Origin of the sequence: Streptomyces sp. WAC07094 (assembly GCF_036320405.1) — a bacterium.
Classification (GTDB): Bacteria; Actinomycetota; Actinomycetes; order Streptomycetales; family Streptomycetaceae; genus Streptomyces; species Streptomyces lannensis.
Genome location: NZ_JAVMJZ010000002.1, coordinates 223,519 through 246,873 on the forward strand (window position 1 = coordinate 223,519; position 23,355 = coordinate 246,873).

Genomic DNA, 23,355 nt, shown 5'->3' on the forward strand with positions numbered 1-23,355 from the left:
GTGGTTGGTTACATCGATGCCCTAACGCGGTTGGTATGGCCATGAGAGCGGCGATCACCCCGCTTGAAGGGCTGGGGGACATGCTCAGCTCACCTTGGCCCGTTCGCACCGGATCATCGGCCGGAGCGGGAAAGTCGGTAGCTACGCCTACCAGGTCCACGGAGTCGGCTGCCTCTTCATCAGCGACAACGGCACCGAGATCGATGTGGACTTCACGGTCGACGGCAGGGAGGTCTTCGATTTCTGGCGGCTGCGCCGCTATGGGCGGAGCTTGCCTGACCCTCATGACCCCACGGAGCAGGACCTGCGGTTCGCGGTGGAGTCGCTGAAGCCGTTGCTGATCGAGGTGCGGCCGGGATGGTTCAGCACCGCTTCAGCATGAGAGCGGTGCGTCGGCTGACAGTTGGTGAAGGCTCCCCCCTAGAGAGCGCACGGCTGAGCCAAGTGGCATGAGCATCAGGTGAAGTGTCCGCAGCCGCACGCACCGGGCGGGCTCGGCGCCCGCCCGGCCGGGCCGACTCAGTCGAGGGCGGCGATGATGCGTGATTGGGCTTCGTCGAGTTCCGTGGCCGGTACGTCGCTGTTCGCGCGGCGGAAGTCGAAGTCCTCCAGTCCCCAGGCGGGGAAGACGTGCAGGTGGCAGTGCGGGACTTCGAAGCCGGCCACCACCAGACCGGCCCGTGGGGCGTCGAAGGCGCGCCGCTGGGCGGCACCGATCTGGGCCCCGATGGTCATGAGATGGCCCATCAGGTCGGGTTCGATCGTGGTCCAGTCGTCGACTTCCTCCCGCGGGACGACGAGAGTGTGTCCCATGGTCAGTGGCGCGATGGTCAGGAAGGCGACAGCCCGGTCGTCGGTCCACACGAACCGGCCGGGCAGCTCACCGTTGATGATCTTGGTGAAGAGCGTGGGCATGAGCTCATTGTGGCGCGCGCCGGGCCGCAGCGATCACCGGGCCGCCGGGCTCGGCCATACGTTGCGGACCGGGCGTGTCCAATACCTTCACGATGGGTACGCGTTCATGCGTCACGATGTCCTGGCGGGCAGTCGGCCACTCGGTCGCCGACTGCTCCATCGTGGCCTGGACGACGATTCGCGCTACCGCCTCCACGGGCTCGGCAGTTGAGAGAAGTCGCGCCGCGCCATCGGCAACAGCAGTCGCCACGGGCCCGGTTGACCGTCCTCGGTGCCGGCGGGTCTTGTCGGCCTCATGCGGCCGCAGGTGACCGGCCCTCCCGGTCAGCGCTCTCGCGGGCATCGTGGCTCCTGGGGCGTGGAAGGACCGGCCGGACGTTGCGGGAACGCTATTACGGGTCGCTGACAATCTCATGTGCCGTCCGCTTCGGTGGGCGGCTGATCGTCCGGGTCGGCGTGCTCACCTGGGTTGTGCCGTCTGTTGTCGTAGGCGGCGGTGGAGGGTGTTGCGGCGGCTTAGGATCAGTGCGGCCACGAGTGAGGCGGAGGCAGAGGGGAGGAGGGCGGCGCTCTTGGCCTGGGTGAGGTGGGCGGTGTTGTCGTAGGAGAGGTCCGCGAAGATCAGGCAGACGGTGAAGCCGGTCCCGGTCAGTACGCCGATTCCGGCGATGTCGGGCCAGGCGAGCAGCGGATTGAGGTGCGCGCCGGTGAGGCGGACTGTCAGCCATGATGTGCCGAACACGCCAAGGAGGCGGAGCGGCCTGCGTCGAATGATCCGGGCAAATCAGGCCTCCGCCCCAGGAGGACGGCCAGGCCCTTGAGCGGCCAGGACGGCAGGAGCACCTGACGAACCGTTTCGGGCGTCGTCGCGAGGCGGGGAACGAGCCGAACGTAGGCGACCATCCCGTGGGTCCCCACCAAGGTCTGGGGTACCACGACCGCCGCGGCGGCAGCCATGTCGTCCGGCATGGGCCGACGCCTCGCCGAACCGCCGGCGTCGCTTAGCAGGGCCTGAGTCCGTCGACGACGACGTCCAGCATGCGGTTGAGTTGGGGGCGCTGCTCGGGTGCGCCGGCTACGGAAAGCAAACCGGCGAGGATGCCTCCTACGTCGGCCGGGGCGATGTCGCTGCGCAGTTCTCCCGCTGTGGCGCCGGCCTTGAGCACCATTCCCAGGACCTGCTGGACCTCGTCACAGACCGGTCCGGTGCCGAAGCGGCCGGAAGCGCTCATGGCGACCAGGGCCTCGCAGATGCCGCGTCGTTCGCCGGCCCAGTCGGCGAATCGGAGCATCCACGCGTGGAGGGCCTGTGCGGGTGGCTCGGTGGCCAGCAGGGTGCGCGCGTCTTCGCGCAAGGGGCGGATCTGGTCCCGGTAGACCTCTTCGACCAGATCCTCTCGGGTGGGGAAGTGCCGGTACAGGGTGGCGTTCCCCACTCCGGCACGCTTGGCGATCGCATCCAGAGAGATCGCGCTTCCGGATGCGAAGGCTTCGGCGGCCGTGGCGATCAGCTGCTCGCGGTTGCGTTGCGCGTCGGCGCGCAGGGTGCTGCGTGGAGGTGTCATGACCTTCGCGATCGTGAGTGTCGGATGAGGCTCGGGAACGAATCGGGGATGTCCCCGGTTCAGTGTACGGTGGAGACAACCGGGGAGTTCCCCGTTTGTGGAGTCGTCTCGCCCATGCTTCAGCGACGAAAGGTTTGCCATGCCTACAGCGCTCATCACCGGGGGAACGACCGGGATCGGCAGAGCGACGGCCGAGCTGCTGCATGCCCGTGACTACCAGGTCGCGGTCACCGGACAGAATCCTGATTCCCTCGCACGGGCACGGTCCGAGCTCCCCGACGATGTGCTCGTCGTCCGATCCGATGCGCGGGTGCTCTCCGACACCGACGCTCTGATGTCAACGGTGTCGGCGCGGTTCGGGTCACTGGACCTGCTCTTCCTCAACGCCGGGATATTCCGCCCGGCACCGGTGGCCGATGTGACGGAGGAATCGTTCGACGAGCACGCCGACCTCAACTTCAAGGGCCAGTACTTCACCCTCCAAAAAGCTCTTCCCCTCATGAACGACGGCAGCTCGATCGTCCTGACCGTGGGCATCGGAGCCCGTCGCGGCAGCCCTGGCGCCACAGTGGGGGCGGCGACACGCGGCGCTCTGCTGGCGATGCTGCCCTCGCTCGCGCTCGAACTGGCTCCGCGCAGGATTCGCGTCAACGCCGTGAGCCCCGGGGCCACCGACACCCCACTGTTCGACAAGTTGGGAGTGCCCCAGAGCGGCCGGGATGCCATGCGCGCGAAGATCCCTTTCGAGCGCTTCGGATCCAGCCAGGACGTCGCGGAAGCAGTCGCCTTCCTCGCCTCGGGCGCCGCCAGCTATATCACCGGCCAGGACGTCGCCGTGGCCGGCGGCTACGGGCTCGGAGCCGGATGAGCACCCACGGGCCCACGACCGGCCCGCACGCAACACACGCCGGGAACCACACTTCACAGGAGAATACGATGGCGCTCACGCTCGACACCTACCGGCAGCTGGGACGTTCCGGCCTGCGGGTCTCACCACTCGCGCTCGGCGCGGCCACCTTCGGCAACGACTGGGGCTGGGGCGCGGAGCAGGACGACGCGCGGAAACTGTTCGACCTCTACGTCGAGCGGGGTGGGAACTTCATCGACACCGCGGTCACCTATACCAACGGCACCTCCGAGCGCATGCTCGGCGAGTTCGCCCGTAACCGGCGCGACAGTCTGGTCCTGGCGACCAAATACACGACGCTGCGCCGGCCCGATGACCCCAACTCCGGTGGCGCCAGCCGAAAGAGTCTGTTCGGCGCGGTCGAAACCAGCCTGCGGCAGCTGAACACCGACTACATCGACCTGCTCTACCTGCACGTATGGGACTCCACCACTCCCGTGGAGGAGATCCTGCGCGGCCTGGACGACCTGGTGCGCCAGGGCAAGATCCTCTACGTCGCCATCTCCAACACCCCGGCCTGGCAGATCTCACGCATGCAGACGATCGCCGACCTGCGCGGCTGGTCGCCACTGACGGCGCTACAGCTGGAGTACAACCTGGTGGAACGCACCGGGGAGCGTGACCTTCTGCCGATGGCCCAGGAGCTGGGACTGGGAACCGTGCTGTGGTCCCCCTTGGCGGGTGGCGTCCTCACCGGCAAGTACAGCCGCCAGGACTTGACTGCACCAACGTCCGACCAGAGTGAGAGCGCCCGCAAGAGCTTCAACCTGGCCCTGGGCGGAGTGACCGAGCGCAACCTCGCCATCGTGGACGTCGTCAAGGAGGTCGCGGCGGAACTGGGCCGGACCCCGGCACAGGTCGGACTGGCCTGGACCTTGCACAACCCAGGGGTGACCGCGCCCATCATCGGCGCGCGAACTGTCGAACAGCTGCAGGAGAACCTGGGAGCCCTCGACGTCGACCTAACCCGGTCGCAGATGGCACGCCTGGACGAGGTCAGTGCGATCGACCTCGGCTTCCCCCACGCCATGCTCGCCAGTGACCACATCCGCGTTCAGACCCGCGGAGAACTGAAGATCCAGGCCCGCCGTTGACGGACGCGCACGGGGCGGCATCTCGCCGCCCTCGTGCGCGCGTCGACAATCAGGCTTTGCCCCCTGTTAGGCGGTTAGAGCGGCATGTAACTCCCACGGGTAGGGCGCGCAGAGGCGGCCGCTTCCACCGACGGTGAGAGGATGCAGGCTCAGCGGCGCATCCCTCCGGCCACGCCGCCCCAGTCACCCGGGGGCCGCTGCGCGCTCACTCTCGGGGGCGCGCGGGCCGGGCACGCCCCGTGCCCGGGGGGCTTTTCGCGGTGGCGAAGCGAGATCGCCGTCGGCGGGCTGGCCACCGGCCCAAGGCGTCGGTGCCCGCGGTACGGTTCGGTTCTGATCAAGGAAATGGGCAGCCGTCGGGGGAGAGGTGAGGTCGGGGCATGTTCGCGCTCATCTACCGGTGGCGGCTGCATCCGGGCGTGGAGGAGCAGTTCGCGTCCAGCTGACACCGGATGACGCAGGAGATCCACAGCCGGTGCGGCAGTTATGGATCGCGCCTGCACCGGGCCGATGACGGTACCTGGGTCGCGTACGCACGCTGGCCGGATGCCTCGGCCCGCGAGCGGTGCCAGGGCGTCGATCCTCAGGCCCTTTCATCGATGCGGGAGGCGATCGCGGCGTCGTTCCCCGAGATCCGCTGCCATCTGATCGATGATCTGCCGGCCGAACCGCTCGGCTGAGGACTGCCACGCAAAGGCCCAACCGACCGCCGCAAGTCCGACGAGCGCTGTCGGCAGGTCCCAGGCGGTGCGCCGGCACGCAGCCTTACGGGCTCGGGGTGTCACTGGCGCGGGCGGGTCGGGAACACGGCCGACGTCGGCGGTGACAGGGGAGCTCGATGAGGACGCCGCGCTGCGGCACCGCTTCCGCCACCTCGCAACGTCCCGGGCCCTGGGTCAATGCGGCGCGAGGGCGAGTGCCTCGGCCAGGGTCACGGGCCGGCGGCCGATCAGGCGGCGCAGGTCGCCGGAATCGGTGTACATCTCGCCGCGGCTCATGCCGAGGTCGGCGAGGTCGGCGTCGGCGAGGACCTCGGCCAGCTCGGCGGGGAGGCCAGCGGCGGCCAGTACCTGAGCGAACTCCGCAGGGGCGGATCAGTGCCGCGTCCCGCGCCGACTACGCCGAGGCAGCGGCGGTCGTCCTCACCACCGAAGGCCACACCGGCGCCGTGTACGAGCTCGGCGGCGACGAATCCTTCACGCTCACCGAGCTCGCCGCCGCGATCTCCGCTGTGGCCGGGAAACTGATTGCCTACGCCGACCTCCCGGTTCCGCGGCGCCGACGACGGCGCCGTTGTGCAGGATCTGCGGCAGTTGGCTGGTGTAGTTCTCCAGGTACCAGCCGTTGCGCAGCAGCACGCTGGGGATTCCGCCATCCCGCAGGTACTCCTCGGTCTCGCCGTGCGTGGCGCCGATGATGGTGGTGGCCGTGTCCGCGTGCGTCGTGCTCGTGTACGCCACCAGCGACACGCCCGCGGCCACCGCGGCGTCTATCACGCGGCGGTGATGGGCGACCCGTTCGTCCACGGGGACCGAGGCGGAGATCAGCAGCAGTCTGTCCGCCCCCGCGAAGGCCTCGGTCAGGCTGTCGGTGTCCGCGAAGTCGGCGCGGCGTGCCGTGACGCCTCGGTCGGCCAGGTCCTTGATCCGGGCGTGTCCCGGCCGGTCGCGATGATGTCCGCGGCCGGGATCCCACGCCGCAGCAGCGCCTCGACGGTGAGCCGGCCCAGCTGGCCGGTGGCTCCGGTGACGACGATCGACATGATGGTCATTCCTTCCTTCCGCGCGTTCCTCGCGCCCCTGTCGCGGTTCGTCCGCGGCGGGCTGGAATTCAGGGTGGCCTGCACACTCTCTGTCGGGAAGTAGCAACTTTTTGGTAGGGTACTTACCCGAACGAAAGCATAGAGGTGAGACGTATGGCGGCTGTCGGGAACGTGACTGGGCCCATATCGTCATTCGATCCGTACGAGCGCGGCTGCCCGTCGCGGGACCTGCTCGACCAGATCGGCAGCAAGTGGGCGGTCCTCGTGCTGGGCGAGCTGGGCCGGAACGGGGCCTCCCGCTTCAGCCGGCTCCGCCAGGCATTGGCGGGCGTGAGCGAGAAGATGCTCACTCAGACGCTGCGCACCCTCGAACGCGACGGGCTGGTCACCCGGACCGTCTACCCCGAGGTGCCGCCGCACGTGGAGTACGAACTGACCGCCCTCGGCCAGACGCTGCGGGAACCACTGAAGGCGCTCACGGAGTGGTCGGTGCAGCACATCGAGGAAGTCATCACCGCACGCGGCGAGTACGACGACCGCACGGAGCGCACCCGGTAGGCAGCGGCGGCCGGCGATTGACCACCCTCCTGGGGGCAGACGCCACGGGCACATCGAGGACCTTTTGCACCAGTCCGGGTCGGCTTCGGCCACCACCGGCCGCCTCGGTCAGCGCCCGCCCGTGCCTGCCCGCCGGGGCGGATCAGCACCTGGCGGCCCGGGCGTCTTTGTCGGGGTAGGAGACGACGAGGATGACGCCCTAACCTCCCCGTTCCAGCGGAAGCCCGGCACCACACACGTGGCGCCGGGCCTTTGGCGTTCCTGCCGCGGCGCCCCCTCGGCCGCACGGGCAAAAAATGGGGGCAGCCGCGGCGGACGGAGCGGGTGAGCGGTCAGCGGTCCGGTCCATGTCCAGCGAGGCCTGAAACGGGATGACCACGGTCTTGCATGTAACGCACCCACTCCTCGCGACGTCCGGGCGGCTTGGTAGCGGCGGATCTCGTAGTACGTGGCGCTGCTTCCAACTGCTGGCGCAAGTGGTCAGTCGGCGACGGTGAGGACGACCTTGCCGCGGGTGCGTCCGGCCTCGACGCGGGTGTGGGCCGCGCCGGCCTCTTCCAGCGGGAAGGTTTCCTCCACCTCGACGGCGACCTCGCCGGCGTCGATCAGGGCTGCGATCGTGGTCAGCCCCGCGCCGTCAGGCTCGACCAGGTACGGGGTGACCCGCACGCCTGCCGCTTCGGCGGCCTGGGCCAGTTCCGGGGAGACACCGGCCGGGACGGCGACCAGCAGGCCGTCCGGGCGCAGGACCTTGAGCGAGCGGGTGCTGGTCTGGTCGTGGGCGTCGCCCACCAGGTCGATGACGACGTCGACGTCCTTGGTGGCCTCCTCGAAGCGGGTGGTGGTGTAGTCGATGGTCTCGTCGGCGCCGAGCTCCCTGAGCCAGGGGTGGCGTGCTGCGCTGGCGGTGGCGATCACGTGGGCGCCCAGGTGCCGGGCGAACTGAACCGCGAAGTGGCCCACCCCGCCGGCGGCGGCCGTGATCAGGACGCGCTGGCCGGCCTGCACGTGGGCGGTGTCGACCACGGTCTGCCAGGCGGTCAGTGCCGCCAGCGGCACGGCGGCCGCGTGCACGTGGTCAAGGGTGGCCGGCTTGCGGGCCCATTGGCGGGCCGGGGCGGTCACGTACTCGGCGTAGCCGCCGGCGGCGCGCGGGAACCACGGCATGCCGTACACCTCGTCGCCGGGCGCGAGGGTGGTGACGCCGAAGCCGACCTCCTCGACGACGCCGGAGATGTCCCAGCCCAGGATCAGCGGGAACGTCTGCAGTCCCGCCATGCCCTGACCTTCGCGGGTCTTCCAGTCCACCGGATTGACGCCGGCGGCGTGCACGCGCACCAGCACCTCGGTCGGCAGCGGCTCGGGGCGCACGACCTCCTCGGCGGTCAGCACCTGCGGTCCGCCGAACTCCGTGACGGTGACAGCCCGCATGGTGTGCTCACTCATTTTGTCCTCGCTCATGTCCGTCTCACTGTTTCTTTTGCCGGACCTCGGTCCGGCAAAAGAAACAGTGGCGTGTGCTCGCGGAGGCGGGTGAGTGGCCGGAGAGCCACCTGTCGTACTATTCGGGCCATGCCGCATCGTGTTGCCGTTCTCGCCCTCGACGGAGTGCTGCCGCTGGATCTGGGCGTCCCGGCGCGGGTGTTCAACGAGGCCTGTGAACCGGACGGGACTCGTCTGTACTCCGTCGTCACCTGCTCCCTCGGCGGCCGGCCGGTACGCACGCACGAGGACTACCGGATCGTCGTCGACCACGACGAGTCGGCTCTGGAGACGGCGGACACCGTGGTTCTGGCCACGCAGGAGCCCGGCGAACGCCTGCTCGCGACCGGCACGCTCCCCGAGGAACTCGCTGCGGCGCTGGAGCGAATAGGACCGCGGACCCGCATCGTCAGCCTGTGTACGTCGGCCTTCCTGCTTGCGGCGGCCGGTCTGCTGGACGGTCGGCGGGCCACCACGCACTGGGCGCTGTGTGACGCGCTGGCGCGGCTGTTCCCCGACGTCGACGTCGATCCGGACGTCCTGTTCGTCGACAACGGACGCATCCTGACGTCCGCCGGGGGAGCGGCAGGCATCGACCTGTGCCTGCACCTGGTCCGTCTGGACCACGGGGCGGCGGTGGCCTCGGCCGCCGCGCGCCGCTGCGTGGTGGCGCCGTGGCGCGAGGGCGGGCAGGCGCAGTTCATCGAGCACCCGGTTCCGCAGGACACCGACCGTTCCACTTCGGCGACCCGGCAGTGGGCGCTGGACCGGCTCGCCGAGCCGATCACACTGGAGGACATGGCCCGGCACGCGCACATGAGCGTGCGCACCTTTACCCGGCGGTTCCGCAGCGAGGTGGGCAGCAGCCCGCTGAAGTGGCTGGCGCAGCGGCGGCTGGCCCACGCGCGCCTGCTGCTGGAGTCAACCGACCTCACCGTCGCGCGGATCGCCACCGCCTGCGGCTTCGGCGACCCCGTCGCACTGCGCAAGCACTTCCACACGCACCTGGGCCTGTCACCCCTGGCCTACCGTCGCGCCCACAACGCACCGGAGCTGATGACGGCACGGTGACCACCCGGCCGGGCAATGGCCGCGACAACACCCCGCCGATCGCCCGACGCATCAAGTGACCCGCACAAAGTGAGGCTCGAGGCTCGCGGCGCTCAGCGTGATCGACCAGATCATGGGATGGGAGTGGGGAGGCGCCGCCAGGATGCGGGCGCGGTACCTCTAGGTGACCGACGGGCCCCCGGTCAGTTTGTGCGGCGTTGCGGTGCCAACTGCCCGCTCTGGGTGAGAGCCGTGCGCGCGGCCTGCAGCAGTTCTTCGGAGATCGGGTTGCCCCGGGTGGCTCGGGCAAGCACGAGGGCACCGACCATGGTGCAGAGCTGGGCCACGCCGTCGTCGTCGCCGGTGGCCAGCCGGGCGGCGCGGTTGCATACCCCGTTGAAGTAGGCGTGCTGGGAGCGGGCGGCCTGCTCGGGTTCGCGCCCCAGGTCGGCAGCGAATCCGGAGACGGGGCAGCCGTCCCCGGCGTGATCGCGGTGCCAGAGCGAGAGGTACGGATGCAGGTTCCCCCGGCCTCGGTGACCAGACGGGTGGCTGTCTTGTCGTGGGGACCGATCGCCTTCGCGATGACGGGGGCCAGGGCATGGAGGACGAGCGGCGTGGGTGGCACTGGATGGGGTTCGGTGGGTGTGGTGGGGTTTTGGGGTCGGGTATGTGCTGCTTGTGCTGCTGTTGGTAGAGGGTGTCGGGGTGGTCCTGTTCATTCTCTGGGCGGTGGCCCCTGGCCCGGGCGCGGCTGTCGGTGTGGGGTGTTCGCTGGATGGCGATTGTTCCGGTTCGGCTGGGCGCTGGGAATGCGCAGGGGATCATTGTGGAGGGGTGGCGGCAGACCGGTTGCTGGTCAGGTGGCTCTGAGTTTTGTCTCGAGGCGTACCCGGGACGGGTCGGGGCCTTCGAGTTCGGCGACGTTCCGTCTGGGGTTTTGTGCGGGTGAGGGAGCGATGCCGAAGCGGCACGGTGACTGTTGCGCTGAGTGTCCGGAGCTGGGATGCGTCCTCGTCGCGGAACTCTTGTGTTCTCACCGCTTGTTGATGTGCCACTACTTCCGTGGCCCTCCGTACTGGGCACAGTTGTCGTCTCCGGGGATCGGCCCTGCTGTTGTACTGCCGGGGCTGATCCGGATGAGAACCCCTAGTTCTGTGCCAGGACGACGAGCACGATGACGGCGGTGATGACGAGTCCGAGGATGACGCCGAGTGCCTCCGGTGTGATCCGGTCCCGGGGCCGCTTCGGGGGCTGGAAACGCATCGTCGGATCGGTGCTCAGTTCCCACCGGTTGATGACTTGTTGGACGTCGGTGTCGAAGTCGGGGAGGGGGTAGAGGTTGCTGTGGCTGAGTGCGGGTAGTGAGCGGCGCTGCCCGCCGGTGAGGGTGATCCGGGCGGTGCGTACGGTCCCAGAGTTGGTCCGGGTCTCGCGTACGTCGATCCATCGGATCTGGTTCCAGGGGTGGGTGCGGCCACATCCCATGCCCCAGCTGATGGTGATGCCGTCGGCGCCGACCGTGGTCCCACTGCGGCGTACGAGGAAGAAGCTCACGCCCCAGAGCATGAGGAGCGTGCCGGACACGCAGGAGGCGGTCACCATGTCGGCGTCGCGGAAGAAGAAGACCCCTTGAAGCACGCATATGAGAAGCACGGGCACGATGTGCCGCCAGGGCGGGCGGTGCCGGTCTTTCGCTCTGAAGATCAGTTCATCCACGAGCGGGCACGCTACGCCCCGGATCCGGCCCCAACCCCCAACGGTCCTTGGGGCTGCAGCGAACCCGTTACATGATGCCGCCGCACCCACTGCCGGACCGCGGCACCGCCGCACCCACTGCCGGACGGCCGCGCCGCGGCACTCACTGCCAGACTGTCGCACCCGGTGCCGGTGCTGCCGGACCGGTCAATGGCGCGCAGGGGGCCGTGCGACCTGTGTTGATGGCTTCTCCAGGCCAGTCGCTGCCGGTTTGTGAGTGCGTGGGTCAGTTCGTGTCGTACTGATCGGCGTCGAAGTGGAAGGCTGGGGACTGCTTGGGGTCGATGGGCACTTCCCGGCCGGACCATGTCACGGTCTGTTCGTGATGACGTGGCCACGTCGCGAGTGTGCAGTGCCATGTCATAGAGGTCGGAGCCAGGCAGTTCGAACCTTTCCCGAGTGATCACTGCAGTCAGTGACGGATCCGCGCAGCTCACGTCAGTGCGCCGGAGGTCGGCGGTGGGGTGTACGAGGCCGGAGGGCGTCTCGGTCGTGAGAGCGTCGGTGGGCGGGGGCAGCTTCTCGCGCGGTGGGGCGGACGGCAGCGGCGCTGGGTCTTGGCGCCGGTCTGGCCAGGTCCTTCATCGGTCGCAACTGGCCCGCCATCAACCCGCTGCACGGGCTGACCGTCGGCGAACGGCTGTACAGGCGCGATGGCCGGGCAGGCCAATGGGGTGACCATGCCGGTGTCCGACGTGGACACTTCGCAACAGACCGCGTTCGGCGCGGGGCTGCTCAGCCTGTCCGGCACCCCGCAAAATGGAGAGTGGCTACGGCACCTGAGAACGGGCGCATCCGCAGGGCGACGGGAAGGGCTCCTCCCGTGCCGCCTTGGCGGTTTCCGCCGTTCGGTCGGAGGCATGCCCACCGCGGTGCACCACGGCAACCGCCGTGAGGGCGACGGCGAGTCCGAGGACTGTCTGGAGGCTGAGCGGCTCACCGAACATGAGGACTCCCCAGATCACGGTGACGGGGGCCATCAGGAACATGAGCGCGTTGACCTTGGTGATGCCGGACCGCTTCAGGATGAGCCAGTACAGCCCGTACCCGCCGAAGGTAGGGAGCGCGACGAGCCAAATGACGGCGACCCAGAAAGTGACGCCGGCGGGCGGTGCCATGGTTCCGGTGCCCACGGCCAGGGCCGTGAAGAGGACGGCGCTGGTGAGGCTGTGAATGGTCATGGACGTCGACGCGGCGACCGGCGTGCTCGGCCGGTTTCCCAGGAAAGTCGCTGCGGCCAGCGAGAACATACCGAGGAACGGTATGAGGTACGCCCACCATGTCTTCGCCGTACCGGCTGATACATCGGCTGTGGTGACCGTGGCGACACTTGCGGCCCCCAGGCACAGACCGAGCCACTGCCGGGGCGTGACGGGCTGGCGCAGCAACGGTCCGGCGAGGGCGCCGACGACCAAGGGCTGGACGCCGTCGATCAGGGCGGTGGTGCCGCTGGGGACACCGAGTTGGATGGCGTAGTAGACGGTGAGGAGATAGCCGCTCTGGGAGAGCAGCCCGATCAGGCTCTGGCGGCCCACGACGCGCCAAGTCAGTTGACGAGTGAGCGTACTTGCTCGGGTGGCGGAGAAGGCGAGCAGAAGGACGATCAGGGGCAGGAAGCGCCACATCAGGATCGTGGTCGCAGGTGCGCTGCCCGCGCCGAGCTTGGCGCCGATGAACCCCGAGCTCCAGCAGAGTACGAAGGCGAGGGAGAGCAGGAGATTCATGCCACCTCCAGGAGGTATACAGATCGGTATACTTCATGGTCACTATACAGATCTGTATAGTGGGCGGCATGGGTGGTTCCGAAGAAGTGCGGCGGATCGTAATGACCCCTGGCGCACGCCGGGTCCTAGAGGCTGCAGAGCGGCTCTTCTACGAGCGCGGCATTCACGCCGTCGGGGTGGACCTCATCGCCGCCGAGGCCGGCGTCACGAAGAAGACCCTCTACGACCGGTTCGGCTCCAAGGACCAGCTCGTCGTCGAGTACCTCGCCGATCGCGACGAGCGATGGAGAGACTTCCTGGCCACACGACTCGAGGCCGCAGGGACCACACCCCGGGACCGCATTCTGTGCGTCTTCGAGTCGTCCCGGTCGTGGGCGCAGGAGCACAGCTCCAAAGGCTGCAGCATGGTCAACGCCCACGCCGAGATCAGCGATCCCTCCCACCCTGCCCATCCGGTTATCGCTGGGCAGAAGCAGTGGATGCTGCGCCTGTTCGCCGACCTCACCTCAAAGGCCGTGACGACGGATTCCGAACAGCTCGCCCGCACGCTCATGCTGCTCCACGAGGGCGCGCTGGTCGCACACGGACTGGCCATCTTCCCCGACCCTATCGGCCATGCGCGTGACCAGGCGCGGATCCTTCTGGACGCTGCCGTGTGGGACGAGATGCCCGGTGAGCGTCGACCGGACGGCTCGTCCGCCTGAGGCGACCCCGGGGGCGACCCTCATGCCACGGACGCCGCCCCCGGCACTACCCACCCGCGAGGGCCGCCTCAGGCACCCGCTTGCGCATCACCCGCGACCGGACGGCGACCCCTGCGGTGGAAGATTCGGCCTGGTAGTGGGTCGGGTGTGGAACCGGGAAACGTCACTCCCGGCGGGGGTGAGTGAGCCCGTGTGGCGAGAGTGGAAGCAATCGCCGGCGCAACAGTCAGACAGCTCGTCCCGCTCAACGCGTGCGGTCTGGTCGCCGCCTCGGGCCTCCACTTCTGTCCCGGTCCAACCCGGCCGGAGCGCCAAACCGATCAGCCACTGGGCTGGATGGTCGGCGTCGTGATCAGGCCAGGTTGCCGGCCGGGATCCGTGTCGGAGCGAACTGCTCCTGAATCCAGTTCGGGTAGGCGATCGGCGGTCGGCTGACCTCGTCGAGTTCGGTGAGATCCTGCTCGGTGAGGATGAGGTCGCTGGCGGCGATGTTGTCGGTGAGCTGTTCCAGTTTGCGGGCGCCGACGATGACGCTGGTGACGGCGCGCTGGGCGAGCAGCCAGGCGATGGCGACCCGGGCGGGGCTCACCTCGTGCCGAGCGGCGACCGTCCGCAGCGCGGCGAGCACGGTGAAGCCCTTCTCCTCGTCGAAGGGAACGAAGTCGAAGCCGTTCCGGGCCCGGCGGGAGTCTTGTTCTGTGCTCACCCCGTCGCGATCGAACTTGCCGGTGAGGAATCCGCCGACGAGTGGTTGCCAGACCGTCAGGCTCAGCCCGGCGTCCTCGGCCATGGGCACAAGGTCACGTTCGGCGTCGCGCGACAGCAGCGAGTAGTGCGTCTGATTGGCGACAAACTTCGCTTGATTGTGCAGCGCGGAGATGCCCAACGCCTTGCTGATCTGCCAGGCGGCGAGGTTGGAACAGCCGATGTAGCGGACCTTGCCCTGCTTTACTGCGTCGTCGAGCGCGCTGAGTGTCTCCTCGATCGGCGTCATGTGGTCGTAGTTGTGGATCTGGTAGAGATCGATGTAGTCGGTCTTCAGTCGGCGCAGGCTGTCCTCCAGGGCCCGCATCACGTGCAGACGGGAGAGCCCCTGGTCGTTGGGTCCCGGCCCGACCGGAGCCATCAGTTTGGTGGCGAGCACCACCTCCCGCCGGTGCTGCGCGATCGCCCGGCCGAGCAGCTCTTCGCTCTCGCCGTCGGCGTAGACGTCGGCCGTGTCGATGAAGTTGATCCCGGCGTCGAGGGCCGTGCCGACGATCCGATCCACTTCCTCCTGCCCGAGTGCCCCATGGGTGCGGTACACCGGGTGCTCCTTGCCGCCGAACGTCATCGCGCCCAGGGAGATCTCGGAGACCCAGACCCCGGTACGTCCCAGCAGACGATATTTCACCAGCTACTCCTTGTTTGCAGATACGCCCGGTCCACCGGCAGGCGACCCGGCATCCCACATCTTTCCGGTCGCTACGTCCGGACATCGTGTCCGGAAATTACGCTACACGGTGTCCGGGCAAGGTGTAGTGTGACGTGCGCCGCAAGCGAGGACCCTAGGAAACCGGACATGCCTTCGATCACCCGACGACGCACCGCGAAGGTCGGCCGCCCGACCTCGGCCGAGGCGGACATCCTGGCCGCGACGCAGCGTCTCCTGATCGACGGCGCGAACTTCACCGAGCTCGGCGTGCAGCACATCTGCACCGAGGCCGGCGTCGCCCGCTCGACCTTCTACAGCCACTTCCGCGACAAGGTCGACCTTCTCATCCGCCTGGCCACCGAACTCATGACCTCCTCCTTCGACGTCACCTCGGCATGGTCCCCGTCGGACGGAGTCGAACGTCTCGCAGACGCCTTCCTGCAAGTGGTAAAGGTCTATCGGAAACACGCCGCCGTAAGGCGAGCGCTCGCTGAGGTCGCCACTTACGACGTGACCGTGCGTGACTTCTGGAGTGCGGAACTCAACCAGTTCACGGACTGGACGATCGCGGTGCTTCGCGCCGAGCAGGACGCGGGCCGTACCCCGGCCGACCTGGACCCGGTGAGTGCAACTCGGGTGATCGTCATGGGCGGCGAGCGGGCCCTCGTCGACCACGTCACCGCCGGGGATCCCGCCGGCGACGCCGCGTTCGCCCGCGAGCTGGCACTGACCTGGTGGTACGGCTTCTACCGCCGCCCGGCGGGCGGCGGCAAGTAAAGCCGGCACGTCGCCAGAGGTCTTGGCGGATCACCCATCGAGGTGTGCACGGACACACGATGCCCTGTGAGCCGAAGCACGATAGACCCATCGGTGGGGCCGGGTCGGGGCGTAGATCTGGGTGAGCTTGACCTCGGCGCCCAGCAGGCGCAGCTGGGGCGGGCTGACGGCCTTGCGGAGCGCCTGGAGCTCCACCGAGGACGGATGTAAGCCCGCCTTCGGACCTGCCCTCGAGATTCCGTTGACGGCTCGTTTCCACGCCGGGGTAAAAGGAAACCCCTAGGCACGCTAGGGGTATGCACTCGACGGTCAGGGCAGTATCCAGGACGTTTCTCGGCGAGGCTCTCGATGAAGATGTGGAAGACGAAGAGCGGAAAGACGGAGAAGACCCGTCTGGAACTGTGCGACCTGTGCGCGGGCACCTTCGCCGAGAGCGAGGCTGTGCGCGGCTACGTGCCCGACTCGTCCTCCGTGAACGCCAGCAACGACTGGTTCGACGGCCTCCGGCTGATCACGGCATGCAGCGAGCCACACTTCGCGATCATGCAGGAGATCTACCGGTACCGCCCGTTCGCAGACGAGGAACTGTGGGCGGCGAAGATCACTCGCGCTCTGACCACCGGCCCGCCCGTTCTCACCATCGAGGAGCTGGGGTGCCGGACCGGGCTGCACGTACCAGAGATCAGGCGCGCCATCGCCTGGCACAACGCACGCCTGGGGACTCGGGGCAGGCGCGAGCCATGAGACTCCACGAGCGGGTGGACCGTTATCAGAGAAGTCACCGCTGGGTGGGTCTGCCGCTCGCCGTGCTGTACAAGTTCTACGACGACCAGGCGCTGTACCTTGCGGCCCTCCTCACCTACTACGGGTTCCTGTCCCTCTTCCCGCTCCTCCTCATCCTCGTAGCCGTCCTGAGCAGCCTCCTCAGCAACGACCCCGCCCTGCGCCACGAAGTCCTGAACTCGGCACTGAGCAAGTTCCCCGTCATCGGCGACCAGATCGTAGGCAACATCCACTCCTTCCACGGCAGCGGAGCCGCGCTCGCCGCGGGCATCGCGGGCAGCCTCTACGGCTCTCTAGGCGTGGCCCAGGCAGCGCAGTACGCCCTCAACAAGATCTGGGCAGTGCCCCGGCACGCCCGGCCGGACCCGTTCCGCTCACGGCTCCGGGGACTGCTGTTCCTGCTGCTCCTGGCGCTCGGCCTGTGCGCATTCACCCTCCTGTCCGTGGCGGCCTCGCAAACGTACCTGTTCGGCGTACCGCTGCAGGGCGGGGTCTGGATCGCCGCCACGGCGGCGTCCGTGTGCCTCAACACCGGTCTGCTCGTTACGAGCTACCGTTTGCTGACGTATCGGGCGCTGCCGCTGCGCGGGCTCGTCGTCATCGCGCTCGGCGCTGCCTGCGCATGGCAGGGGCTGCAGTGGGTGGGCACCTATTACGTCCGCCATGTACTGCGCGGGGCCACAGCCACCTACGGCATGTTCGGCATCGTCCTGGGGCTGCTCGCTTGGCTGTATGTGGGGGCACTCATCTTTATCGCAGCTGCCGAGGTCGGGGCGGTCCGGCTGCTACGGCTGTGGCCGCGGAGTCTGCTGTCGCCGTTCACAGACCGGGTCGACCTCAGCGCGGGTGACCGTCGCGCCTACCGGTCCTACGCTGCCACGGAGGCGTTCAAGGGCTTTGAGAAGATCCGGGTGCACTTCGGCCCGCCGCCCAAGCCGCGGCGTGAGCAACCCCCTGACGACGACACCTCGGGTCGGTGAGCCTGCTGGCCGCACCCCAGCCCAGCTCACAGATGGCTCCGGTAGACGACGCCTGAGCTGATCAGCGCACGCGGAAGAGCCTCTCCACCACGGTGTCCGACGCTTCACCCGTCGGCTTCGGGTCGTCGGCGCGTTCCTGCCCGACGTTGTACCTGCAGATGCGGGGCCTGGCTGCGGCCAGGGCCGTACTGGTGATCACCATGATGCCGCTGGTGTCGGTCGCCGTCGGCATCAGCGGTCGGGTCGTCGAGACGGCTGGCCCTCACCGTGTACTGCTCGGCGGCCTGGTGTGCTTCTCTGCGGGCCTCGGACTCGTCGCGGCCGTTCATGCGGACAGCTACCGCGCACTCGAAGACGACCACCATCATCTCTCCCTGGAGCAAATCCGATGACATTCCATGGGATACCGAGATGGCCCGACGCATCGCCCGCGAGTACAACGTGCCCTACCGGCAGCCCAACAAGGTGCCCGTGAAGCCATGGTCAAGCCACGCCAGCGCCACCCGAATGGCGGCCACGAGTCGCACGCCGCATCACCTCTGGAGACGGTGAGTTCAGCGTGCCCGAGTACCCCACCGGCTACAGAGGACCCGTCCCAGCTTCCCCCCTCATGTACAGGCCGCTCCTGTGCGGTAGTGACTGTCGATGTGAGAGGAAGGCGCGATGTCTTATCCAGAGCCCCGCTACCTCGGTGACAGCGGGCAGGTCAGCGCTCTGTTCCGACCTGCGCGGCCGCAGCCCGACACGGGTTGGAGTGGCACCGACATCAGCTACGTGGCCAAGCAGGAGCACACCAACGGCGAATTCGGCCTGTACAAGCTCGACATGGGACCGAAGGCCATGGGCGCTACAGAACACTTCCACCGGACGATCTCCGAGTCCTTCTACGTCCTGTCTGGCGAGATCCGGCTTTACAACGGCGAACGCTGGGTTACAGGAGGGAGGGGAGATTTCCTCTACGTACCGGCCGGTGGGCTCCACGCCTTCCAGAACGACAGCGACGAGCCGGTGTCGTTGCTGCTGCTCTTCACTCCGGGAGCTCCCAGGGAGGAGTACTTCGAGAAGGCAGCGGAGTACGCACAGCGCAGTCGCGAAGAGTTGAAAGCCTTCCGGGTCAGGCACGACCAGTACAACACCGACATGCTCGATGTCTAGGCCACGCGCTGAGTGCCGCACTGCAACGACCTGTGAATCGATGAGAATCGATGACGTGCGATCAAGGTCCAGTCATATCGGCGAACGCGGGCAATGCTGAAACGCCCCCCACACAGCGTTGGCGCGTGCGGGCTCGATCCGGCGAGCACGCCTCCCACTCCCGTGGTACGGCCATGAAGACACGTTCGGCTGAAGCCTCATGGAGCTTTTCGCCGCGCAGGCGACCGCCCTTCACCATCGCATTGCGCGCATCAGCCCCGACCGGTGCCTTCGCCGGTCGGGGCTGCTCTCGTCACGACACGGGCATGGTCGGGAACAACTGGACCACGGCCCTGCAGGTCACCGGAATCGGCTAACCCGCCAACCGTCGGGACATCCAGGCCACACAGCCGGATGTGGCCTGCGGCTGGCCGGGGTTCGCAGCCAAGGCGTGGAAGCACGAGCCCGGCGGCGTGGGCAGCTCGGCTCTTGACGGCCTGAGGCCGCCCCTGATCCATCAGGCCAGATCGTTTGAGGACGGACCCGAGGACGCCCCGGGCCCCGGATCCGGCGGGACTTGGGCCACCGGCGGCCGCGTTGCCTGTGCTGCCCATTGGCGGCGCACCAGTTCTTCCAGGCGTTTCCGCTCGCTGGTTTCTTGGCCCATGCTGATCCAGGCGTTGATGATGAAGCCGATGATCACGGACGAGAAGCCGGCGATGGACACGGTGCCCACGTAGCCCGCCAGCCCCGGGGCGGGGCCTCGCTGCGTGCCGGCGAGCCACGTGATCAGCTTCGCCTCGGCGACGACGTGTGCCGCGACATGAGGTACCAGAAGGCAAATAATGCCAGGTAGGCCAGGCGCGGCCAGGTGCTTGGAGGGGGCGGCTCCACTTCCTTCTTCCATACCGCGTCCAACAGGGCCCGTGTGTAGTGGAGCCGCTGGTCCCGGTACTTCGTGCTGGCAATGTTGAACTCCACGGCTGCCACCAGCAAGATCACTGGAATCACGGTGACCCTCGCCGACGCATACTCAGCGGTCATTTTGGTCTGCACGGGCGCCCCCTCCTCATCTGTGCGCGACTTGTCGTCCGCGGCTGCCTGGTGTTCGCATCCTCAGGAGTCGCCGAGTTCCTCCTAGACGAGTAAGTCCGATCTCCGGTCAGTGGTCCTTACCTTGGTCATCGGTTTGGTCCAGCCATTCGTAGGGTTGGGGCATCCGGGGGTGTGAGGTGTGGCTTTCAGTGGTCTGCCGACCGTGGCTTCGTACGACTGGCCGCCTCACGCCCCGCGACGACTCGGCCGCTGATTGGGATTTGCGAACAGATCGCTATGTAAGGACCTGCCGGCGAGGTCGTCTGCGGACACGACGAGCACGAGCGCCGGAGGGGTAATGGGCCGCATATGGGCCGGGGTGGACATCGGCAAGACCCACCACCACTGCGTGGTGGTCGACGCGGAGGGCAGGCATCTGCTGTCCCGCCGGGTGGCCAACGACGAGTCGGAGCTGCTTGCCCTGATCGCGGCCGTCCTGGACCTCGGCCATGAGACGACCTGGGCCGTGGACGTCACACATGGTGGTGCTGTCCTGCTGTTGGGGCTCTTGGCCAACCATGGCCAGCCCGTCTTCTACCTGCCCGGACTGGCGGTCAACCGGGCAACAGCCGGCTACCGCGGCCAGGGAAAGACCGATGCCCGCGACGCGGCGATCATCGCCGACCAGACCCGTATGCGCCGCGACCTGGAGCCGGTGCGGCCCGATGCGCAAGCCATCGCAGAGCTGAAGATCCTCACCGCCCGCCGGGCTGATCTGGTCGCTGACCGGACCCGCACGGTCAACCGGTTGCGTGACCAACTCCTGGGCATATTCCCGGCTTTGGAGCGTGCGCTCGACATGGGCAACCGCGGCCCGCTGGTGTTGCTGACTGGCTACCAGACCCCGGCCGCTCTGCGCCGCATCGGCATCAAACGACTGGAGACCTGGCTGCGCAACCGCAAGGTCCGCAGCTCCGCCGACCTGGCCGCTGCCGCCGTGGAGGCTGCCGAGCGACAGCACACGGCGCTGCCCGGCGAAACGATGGCCGCGCAGATGGTGCACAGCTTGGCGAAGGAGGTGATCGCCCTCAACGAGAAGGTCGACGAGATCGACAAGCTCATCGAGGGACGGTTTCGCAGCCATGCCCAGGCCGAGGTGATCGCCAGCCTGCCCGGGATCGGCCCCTTGCTCGGCGCTGAGTTCCTGGCTGCCACGAGCGGGGACATGACCCGCTTCGGTACTCCTGACCGCCTCGCGGGCTTCGCCGGCCTGGCCCCGGCTCCCCGCGATTCCGGGCGCATCAGCGGCAACCTGAAGCGCCCGGCCCGTTACCACCGCGGGCTTCAACGCGTCTTCTACACGTCGGCCCTGATCAGCATCCGCTGCTGTGAGGAGTCCCGTCGCTTCTACGACCGCAAACGCGCCGAAGGCAAGCGGCACGTCCAGGCCGTACTGGCCCTGGCGCGTCGGCGGGTCAATGTCCTGTGGGCGCTGCTGCGTGACGGACGGTGCTACCAACTCACACCACCCCTGGCTGAGGCGGCTTGACATCTTCATTGGGAGTCGTAGGCGATCAGTGACCGGGTGATTGGGGCGTTGGTTGCGTTGTTGTGCCAGATGGCGGCGGACATCGCGAGGATGCGCTGGGCGACGCGGACAGCGACGCCTTCGAAGGAACGGCCGCCGTGGTCTTCCAGGTCGAGCTGGCCCTTGAGGGTGTCGTTGACCGACTCGATCAGCTGCCGGACCTTCTTGAGCATCGGCTCGCCGTAGCGGGCCTTCTCATCCTTGCGCGACGGCCGCAGCATCGTGATGCCGTACTCGCCCAGCAGCGTTTCGAAGTCCCGGCCCGCGAACCCCTTGTCGCAGATCAGGAGGATGCCGTCGTGCTCGGCCGCCACGCCCGCGTCGACTTCGAGCATCGCGCCCAGTACTTCTCGTTCGCCGATCTTCGGGTCGGCCAGGGCCCACAGGATCGGCATCCCCGCGGGCGTGCACACCAGGTACAGCTTCAACCCCCAGTAGAACCGCGAGTGGCTGGCGCAGTAGCCGTAGCCCACCCATCCCGCCAGGTCCGAGCGCTTCACCGTGGGCCGGGACATGCCACAGGGCACCGGGGTGGAGTCCACGATCCAGCAGTCGTCGAGCCAGAAGTCGCTCGACTTGGCGAGCATCCGGATGACCCGTTTGACCAGGCCGAGCGCGGCCCGCAGCCGCTTGTTGTAGCCGGACTGCTGCGGCAGGTACGGAAACAGGCCCCGCAAGTGCTTGCGGGCATAGCGCAGCCAGTGAGCCTCGGAGGTGAAGCCAAGCATCGCCTGGGCGACCGCGATACAGACCAGTTCGGAGTCGGTCAGCACGGGCGGTCTGCCCATCCATCGCGGTCCTCCCAGCTCGTCGTCGATCTTCACGTACAGTGCGGTCAGGAGGGTGTTCAGGTCTTGCGTCACAACATGATCTTGAACACCCTCTCTTCATGCCTGATCGTCGGGCCGGGACATAGGACTTACTCGTCTAGGGCTCCCCTTCGGCATCACCCTGATAACGCTCGTGATCGAGGGCCTCATTGCGCCCCTGGGCTGATGTATGAGTGCACGCTCCCAGGCCGCGTGGGGAATGCGCCGCGGACAGACCCACCACGGTCGCCACAGCGGGATCCTGCCATCTGTCTGGCACGACACCTCACCCGCCGTCACGCACCAACTCGTCAGAGGCGAACCACGATAAGGGCGAATGCACGACCGCTCCAGCCGCCCCCACCGCAGTCCGCTGCGGACCCCGCCGCCCCTCGAACAGCGGGTCGTGCAGCTGTGGCGCGGGCACCGCATCGGGCTGGTGCGGCTGGCCGCGCGGATTGGCATCGCCGCCTGCACCATCCCCGACAAGGCTGGCCAGGCCCGCAACCGCCAGCAGCTCGGATCTCGCGGCGGCCGGCCACCGCGCTTCGATCCGGTCGACTACCGCGAGCGTCACGCGGTGGAGTGCGGGATCGGGATCACCGCCTCCAGAGAAACCGCGCTTTCGCCCGGCGCTACGACAAGCTGGCGGTCCGATACGAGGCGACCGTCCTCGTCGCTGCCATCAACGAGTGGCTATGACCCGCCGTCGTCACGTGGTGGGCTGGCTGCCGCCGCGGTTGTCAGTGGCTACTGTAACCATGCGCCCATGGACTCAGATGGCACGGAAAAGAAGACTCTGTCGGCGTTCCTCGCGGCACAGCGAGCCAGCGTGCTGGCCATCGTTGACGGGCTGGACACGCAGGCACTGACCACGTCGGTTCTGCCCTCCGGCTGGACGCCCCTCGGACTCATAGAACACTTGGGACACGCCGAGAGGCACTGGTTCCAGGAGATCGTCACCGGAGCTGCCGAGCCGTTGTCGTGGTCCGACGATCATGCCCCCCTGACGACACCGCGAGAGCCGCAGGTGGTTTTCGCCTTCTACGACGACCAGTGCCGCCGTTCCGATGCCGTGATCGCCCGCACGCCGTTGTGGGCACCCCCACAGGGCCGTCACCCCGAACCGCTGGGAGACGAACTCGCCGACCTGCGCGGGATCATCATGCATGTCATCGAAGAGACCGCGCGTCACGCCGGGCATCTGGACATCGCCCGCGAACTACTCGACGGACGAACAGGACTTGGACCTCGCTAAGCACCGGCCCATAAGCCGGACCGGAACCCAGCCTCAACTATCGCAACGCGCCCTAACT

Annotated in this window: 27 protein-coding genes and 3 pseudogenes; 16 read left to right on the top strand and 14 right to left on the bottom strand. The window is 67.8% G+C overall.

Annotation, left to right across the window (positions count from 1 at the left end; all coding sequences use genetic code 11):
• Positions 1-94: 94 nt before the first annotated feature.
• Complete coding sequence (locus tag RCR19_RS39200; RefSeq protein ID WP_331269861.1) at positions 95-382, top strand: hypothetical protein; 288 nt, start codon at positions 95-97, stop codon at positions 380-382.
• 137 nt (positions 383-519) lie between these two features.
• Here RCR19_RS39200 and RCR19_RS39205 read toward each other — a convergent pair whose 3' ends face one another.
• The 5 genes and pseudogenes from RCR19_RS39205 to RCR19_RS39225 form a co-directional block, all read right to left on the bottom strand.
• A complete protein-coding gene (locus tag RCR19_RS39205; RefSeq protein ID WP_331269862.1) occupies positions 520-915 on the bottom strand; it encodes an HIT family protein in 396 nt (131 codons plus the stop codon).
• 4 nt (positions 916-919) lie between these two features.
• Positions 920-1,165: a hypothetical protein gene (locus RCR19_RS39210; protein WP_331269863.1), complete on the bottom strand. Its 246-nt coding sequence runs from the start codon at positions 1,163-1,165 to the stop codon at positions 920-922.
• A 210-nt stretch (positions 1,166-1,375) separates the two neighbouring features.
• Positions 1,376-1,657 (bottom strand): Na+/H+ antiporter NhaA, encoded by a 282-nt coding sequence (locus tag RCR19_RS39215; protein ID WP_331269864.1) that lies wholly within the window; start codon positions 1,655-1,657, stop codon positions 1,376-1,378.
• Positions 1,658-1,785: 128 nt separating this feature from the next.
• A pseudogene (locus RCR19_RS39220) lies at positions 1,786-1,884 on the bottom strand (arsenic resistance protein); the annotation flags it as partial.
• A gap of 32 nt (positions 1,885-1,916) precedes the next feature.
• Positions 1,917-2,480, bottom strand: a complete 564-nt coding sequence (locus tag RCR19_RS39225) for a TetR/AcrR family transcriptional regulator (protein WP_331269865.1) — start codon at positions 2,478-2,480, stop codon at positions 1,917-1,919.
• A 139-nt stretch (positions 2,481-2,619) separates the two neighbouring features.
• Here RCR19_RS39225 and RCR19_RS39230 point away from each other — a divergent pair, with 139 nt between their 5' ends.
• From RCR19_RS39230 to RCR19_RS43330, 4 genes and pseudogenes are all read left to right on the top strand, one after another.
• Positions 2,620-3,348, top strand: a complete 729-nt coding sequence (locus tag RCR19_RS39230; protein ID WP_331269866.1) for an SDR family oxidoreductase — start codon at positions 2,620-2,622, stop codon at positions 3,346-3,348.
• A gap of 68 nt (positions 3,349-3,416) precedes the next feature.
• On the top strand, positions 3,417-4,481 hold the full coding sequence (locus RCR19_RS39235; RefSeq protein WP_331269867.1) for an aldo/keto reductase: 1,065 nt from the start codon (positions 3,417-3,419) through the stop codon (positions 4,479-4,481).
• Positions 4,482-4,933: 452 nt separating this feature from the next.
• Positions 4,934-5,161, top strand: a complete 228-nt coding sequence (locus RCR19_RS39240) for a hypothetical protein (protein ID WP_331269868.1) — start codon at positions 4,934-4,936, stop codon at positions 5,159-5,161.
• A gap of 404 nt (positions 5,162-5,565) precedes the next feature.
• A pseudogene (locus RCR19_RS43330) lies at positions 5,566-5,751 on the top strand (NAD(P)-dependent oxidoreductase); the annotation flags it as partial.
• Here the strand turns inward: RCR19_RS43330 and RCR19_RS39245 are convergent.
• Positions 5,684-6,127 carry an NmrA family NAD(P)-binding protein gene (locus RCR19_RS39245; protein WP_331269909.1) on the bottom strand — a complete coding sequence of 148 codons (444 nt, stop codon included), beginning with the start codon at positions 6,125-6,127 and terminating at the stop codon, positions 5,684-5,686. The pseudogene RCR19_RS43330 and the gene RCR19_RS39245 overlap by 68 nt on opposite strands.
• Positions 6,061-6,243 carry a KR domain-containing protein gene (locus tag RCR19_RS39250; RefSeq protein WP_331269915.1) on the bottom strand — a complete coding sequence of 61 codons (183 nt, stop codon included), beginning with the start codon at positions 6,241-6,243 and terminating at the stop codon, positions 6,061-6,063. Before RCR19_RS39250 ends, RCR19_RS39245 begins: the two co-directional genes overlap by 67 nt.
• A 153-nt stretch (positions 6,244-6,396) precedes the next feature.
• On the opposite strand from RCR19_RS39250, the gene RCR19_RS39255 reads away from it, so the two are divergent.
• On the top strand, positions 6,397-6,801 hold the full coding sequence (locus tag RCR19_RS39255; protein WP_331269869.1) for a helix-turn-helix domain-containing protein: 405 nt from the start codon (positions 6,397-6,399) through the stop codon (positions 6,799-6,801).
• Positions 6,802-7,281: 480 nt separating this feature from the next.
• Here RCR19_RS39255 and RCR19_RS39260 read toward each other — a convergent pair whose 3' ends face one another.
• Positions 7,282-8,247: an NADP-dependent oxidoreductase gene (locus RCR19_RS39260; RefSeq protein ID WP_331269910.1), complete on the bottom strand. Its 966-nt coding sequence runs from the start codon at positions 8,245-8,247 to the stop codon at positions 7,282-7,284.
• Between the two features lie 126 nt (positions 8,248-8,373).
• Between RCR19_RS39260 and RCR19_RS39265 the strand changes: the two genes are divergently transcribed.
• Positions 8,374-9,354, top strand: coding sequence for a helix-turn-helix domain-containing protein (locus tag RCR19_RS39265; protein WP_331269870.1), 981 nt, complete (start codon positions 8,374-8,376; stop codon positions 9,352-9,354).
• Between the two features lie 97 nt (positions 9,355-9,451).
• A pseudogene (locus tag RCR19_RS39270) lies at positions 9,452-9,514 on the top strand (integrase); the annotation flags it as partial.
• 22 nt (positions 9,515-9,536) lie between these two features.
• On the opposite strand, the gene RCR19_RS39275 reads toward RCR19_RS39270, so the two are convergent.
• From RCR19_RS39275 to RCR19_RS39285, 3 genes are all read right to left on the bottom strand, one after another.
• Complete coding sequence (locus tag RCR19_RS39275; RefSeq protein WP_331269871.1) at positions 9,537-9,680, bottom strand: hypothetical protein; 144 nt, start codon at positions 9,678-9,680, stop codon at positions 9,537-9,539.
• Positions 9,681-10,482: 802 nt separating this feature from the next.
• Positions 10,483-11,052 (bottom strand): hypothetical protein, encoded by a 570-nt coding sequence (locus tag RCR19_RS39280; RefSeq protein WP_331269872.1) that lies wholly within the window; start codon positions 11,050-11,052, stop codon positions 10,483-10,485.
• 809 nt (positions 11,053-11,861) lie between these two features.
• Entirely contained in the window at positions 11,862-12,815 is a 954-nt protein-coding gene (locus tag RCR19_RS39285; RefSeq protein WP_331269873.1) for a DMT family transporter, read from the bottom strand.
• 68 nt (positions 12,816-12,883) lie between these two features.
• Here RCR19_RS39285 and RCR19_RS39290 point away from each other — a divergent pair, with 68 nt between their 5' ends.
• The gene (locus RCR19_RS39290; protein WP_331269874.1) at positions 12,884-13,519 is read left to right on the top strand and encodes a TetR/AcrR family transcriptional regulator; all 636 of its coding nucleotides are present in this window, start codon (positions 12,884-12,886) and stop codon (positions 13,517-13,519) included.
• Between the two features lie 352 nt (positions 13,520-13,871).
• Here RCR19_RS39290 and RCR19_RS39295 read toward each other — a convergent pair whose 3' ends face one another.
• Positions 13,872-14,912, bottom strand: a complete 1,041-nt coding sequence (locus RCR19_RS39295) for an aldo/keto reductase (protein ID WP_331269875.1) — start codon at positions 14,910-14,912, stop codon at positions 13,872-13,874.
• 168 nt (positions 14,913-15,080) lie between these two features.
• Here RCR19_RS39295 and RCR19_RS39300 point away from each other — a divergent pair, with 168 nt between their 5' ends.
• The 5 genes from RCR19_RS39300 (at position 15,081) to RCR19_RS39320 (ending at position 18,628) form a co-directional block, all read left to right on the top strand.
• A complete protein-coding gene (locus RCR19_RS39300) occupies positions 15,081-15,710 on the top strand; it encodes a TetR/AcrR family transcriptional regulator (protein ID WP_331269876.1) in 630 nt (209 codons plus the stop codon).
• A 354-nt stretch (positions 15,711-16,064) separates the two neighbouring features.
• Positions 16,065-16,454, top strand: coding sequence for a hypothetical protein (locus RCR19_RS39305; protein ID WP_331269911.1), 390 nt, complete (start codon positions 16,065-16,067; stop codon positions 16,452-16,454).
• Positions 16,451-17,473: a YihY/virulence factor BrkB family protein gene (locus RCR19_RS39310; RefSeq protein ID WP_331269877.1), complete on the top strand. Its 1,023-nt coding sequence runs from the start codon at positions 16,451-16,453 to the stop codon at positions 17,471-17,473. Before RCR19_RS39305 ends, RCR19_RS39310 begins: the two co-directional genes overlap by 4 nt.
• 92 nt (positions 17,474-17,565) lie before the next feature.
• Positions 17,566-17,865, top strand: coding sequence for a hypothetical protein (locus RCR19_RS39315; protein WP_331269878.1), 300 nt, complete (start codon positions 17,566-17,568; stop codon positions 17,863-17,865).
• Between the two features lie 271 nt (positions 17,866-18,136).
• Entirely contained in the window at positions 18,137-18,628 is a 492-nt protein-coding gene (locus RCR19_RS39320) for a cupin domain-containing protein (protein WP_331269879.1), read from the top strand.
• A gap of 496 nt (positions 18,629-19,124) precedes the next feature.
• On the opposite strand, the gene RCR19_RS39325 is transcribed toward RCR19_RS39320, so the two are convergent.
• Complete coding sequence (locus RCR19_RS39325; RefSeq protein ID WP_331269880.1) at positions 19,125-19,514, bottom strand: hypothetical protein; 390 nt, start codon at positions 19,512-19,514, stop codon at positions 19,125-19,127.
• Positions 19,515-20,000: 486 nt separating this feature from the next.
• On the opposite strand from RCR19_RS39325, the gene RCR19_RS39330 reads away from it, so the two are divergent.
• On the top strand, positions 20,001-21,191 hold the full coding sequence (locus RCR19_RS39330) for an IS110 family transposase (protein WP_331268702.1): 1,191 nt from the start codon (positions 20,001-20,003) through the stop codon (positions 21,189-21,191).
• Positions 21,192-21,196: 5 nt separating this feature from the next.
• Here the strand turns inward: RCR19_RS39330 and RCR19_RS39335 are convergent, their stop codons facing one another.
• Positions 21,197-22,093: an IS982 family transposase gene (locus RCR19_RS39335; RefSeq protein ID WP_331269881.1), complete on the bottom strand. Its 897-nt coding sequence runs from the start codon at positions 22,091-22,093 to the stop codon at positions 21,197-21,199.
• Positions 22,094-22,376: 283 nt separating this feature from the next.
• Between RCR19_RS39335 and RCR19_RS39340 the strand changes: the two genes are divergently transcribed.
• Complete coding sequence (locus RCR19_RS39340) at positions 22,377-23,297, top strand: DUF664 domain-containing protein (protein WP_331269882.1); 921 nt, start codon at positions 22,377-22,379, stop codon at positions 23,295-23,297.
• Positions 23,298-23,355 lie beyond the last annotated feature (58 nt).

What these genes read in the sequence shown, in the direction of transcription:
- RCR19_RS39300 (WP_331269876.1), top strand. Translation starts at nt 15,081, where the DNA reads ATGCCTTCGATCACCCGACGACGCACCGCGAAGGTCGGCCGCCCGACC.
- RCR19_RS39325 (WP_331269880.1), bottom strand. Translation starts at nt 19,514, where the DNA reads ATGGAAGAAGGAAGTGGAGCCGCCCCCTCCAAGCACCTGGCCGCGCCT.
- RCR19_RS39225 (WP_331269865.1), bottom strand. Translation starts at nt 2,480, where the DNA reads ATGACACCTCCACGCAGCACCCTGCGCGCCGACGCGCAACGCAACCGC.
- RCR19_RS39260 (WP_331269910.1), bottom strand. Translation starts at nt 8,247, where the DNA reads ATGAGTGAGCACACCATGCGGGCTGTCACCGTCACGGAGTTCGGCGGA.
- RCR19_RS39340 (WP_331269882.1), top strand. Translation starts at nt 22,377, where the DNA reads ATGCACGACCGCTCCAGCCGCCCCCACCGCAGTCCGCTGCGGACCCCG.
- RCR19_RS39205 (WP_331269862.1), bottom strand. Translation starts at nt 915, where the DNA reads ATGCCCACGCTCTTCACCAAGATCATCAACGGTGAGCTGCCCGGCCGG.
- RCR19_RS39330 (WP_331268702.1), top strand. Translation starts at nt 20,001, where the DNA reads ATGGGCCGCATATGGGCCGGGGTGGACATCGGCAAGACCCACCACCAC.
- RCR19_RS39255 (WP_331269869.1), top strand. Translation starts at nt 6,397, where the DNA reads ATGGCGGCTGTCGGGAACGTGACTGGGCCCATATCGTCATTCGATCCG.
- RCR19_RS39290 (WP_331269874.1), top strand. Translation starts at nt 12,884, where the DNA reads ATGGGTGGTTCCGAAGAAGTGCGGCGGATCGTAATGACCCCTGGCGCA.
- RCR19_RS39230 (WP_331269866.1), top strand. Translation starts at nt 2,620, where the DNA reads ATGCCTACAGCGCTCATCACCGGGGGAACGACCGGGATCGGCAGAGCG.
- RCR19_RS39285 (WP_331269873.1), bottom strand. Translation starts at nt 12,815, where the DNA reads ATGAATCTCCTGCTCTCCCTCGCCTTCGTACTCTGCTGGAGCTCGGGG.
- RCR19_RS39235 (WP_331269867.1), top strand. Translation starts at nt 3,417, where the DNA reads ATGGCGCTCACGCTCGACACCTACCGGCAGCTGGGACGTTCCGGCCTG.
- RCR19_RS39305 (WP_331269911.1), top strand. Translation starts at nt 16,065, where the DNA reads ATGTGGAAGACGAAGAGCGGAAAGACGGAGAAGACCCGTCTGGAACTG.
- RCR19_RS39240 (WP_331269868.1), top strand. Translation starts at nt 4,934, where the DNA reads ATGACGCAGGAGATCCACAGCCGGTGCGGCAGTTATGGATCGCGCCTG.
- RCR19_RS39310 (WP_331269877.1), top strand. Translation starts at nt 16,451, where the DNA reads ATGAGACTCCACGAGCGGGTGGACCGTTATCAGAGAAGTCACCGCTGG.
- RCR19_RS39320 (WP_331269879.1), top strand. Translation starts at nt 18,137, where the DNA reads ATGTCTTATCCAGAGCCCCGCTACCTCGGTGACAGCGGGCAGGTCAGC.
- RCR19_RS39250 (WP_331269915.1), bottom strand. Translation starts at nt 6,243, where the DNA reads ATGTCGATCGTCGTCACCGGAGCCACCGGCCAGCTGGGCCGGCTCACC.
- RCR19_RS39265 (WP_331269870.1), top strand. Translation starts at nt 8,374, where the DNA reads ATGCCGCATCGTGTTGCCGTTCTCGCCCTCGACGGAGTGCTGCCGCTG.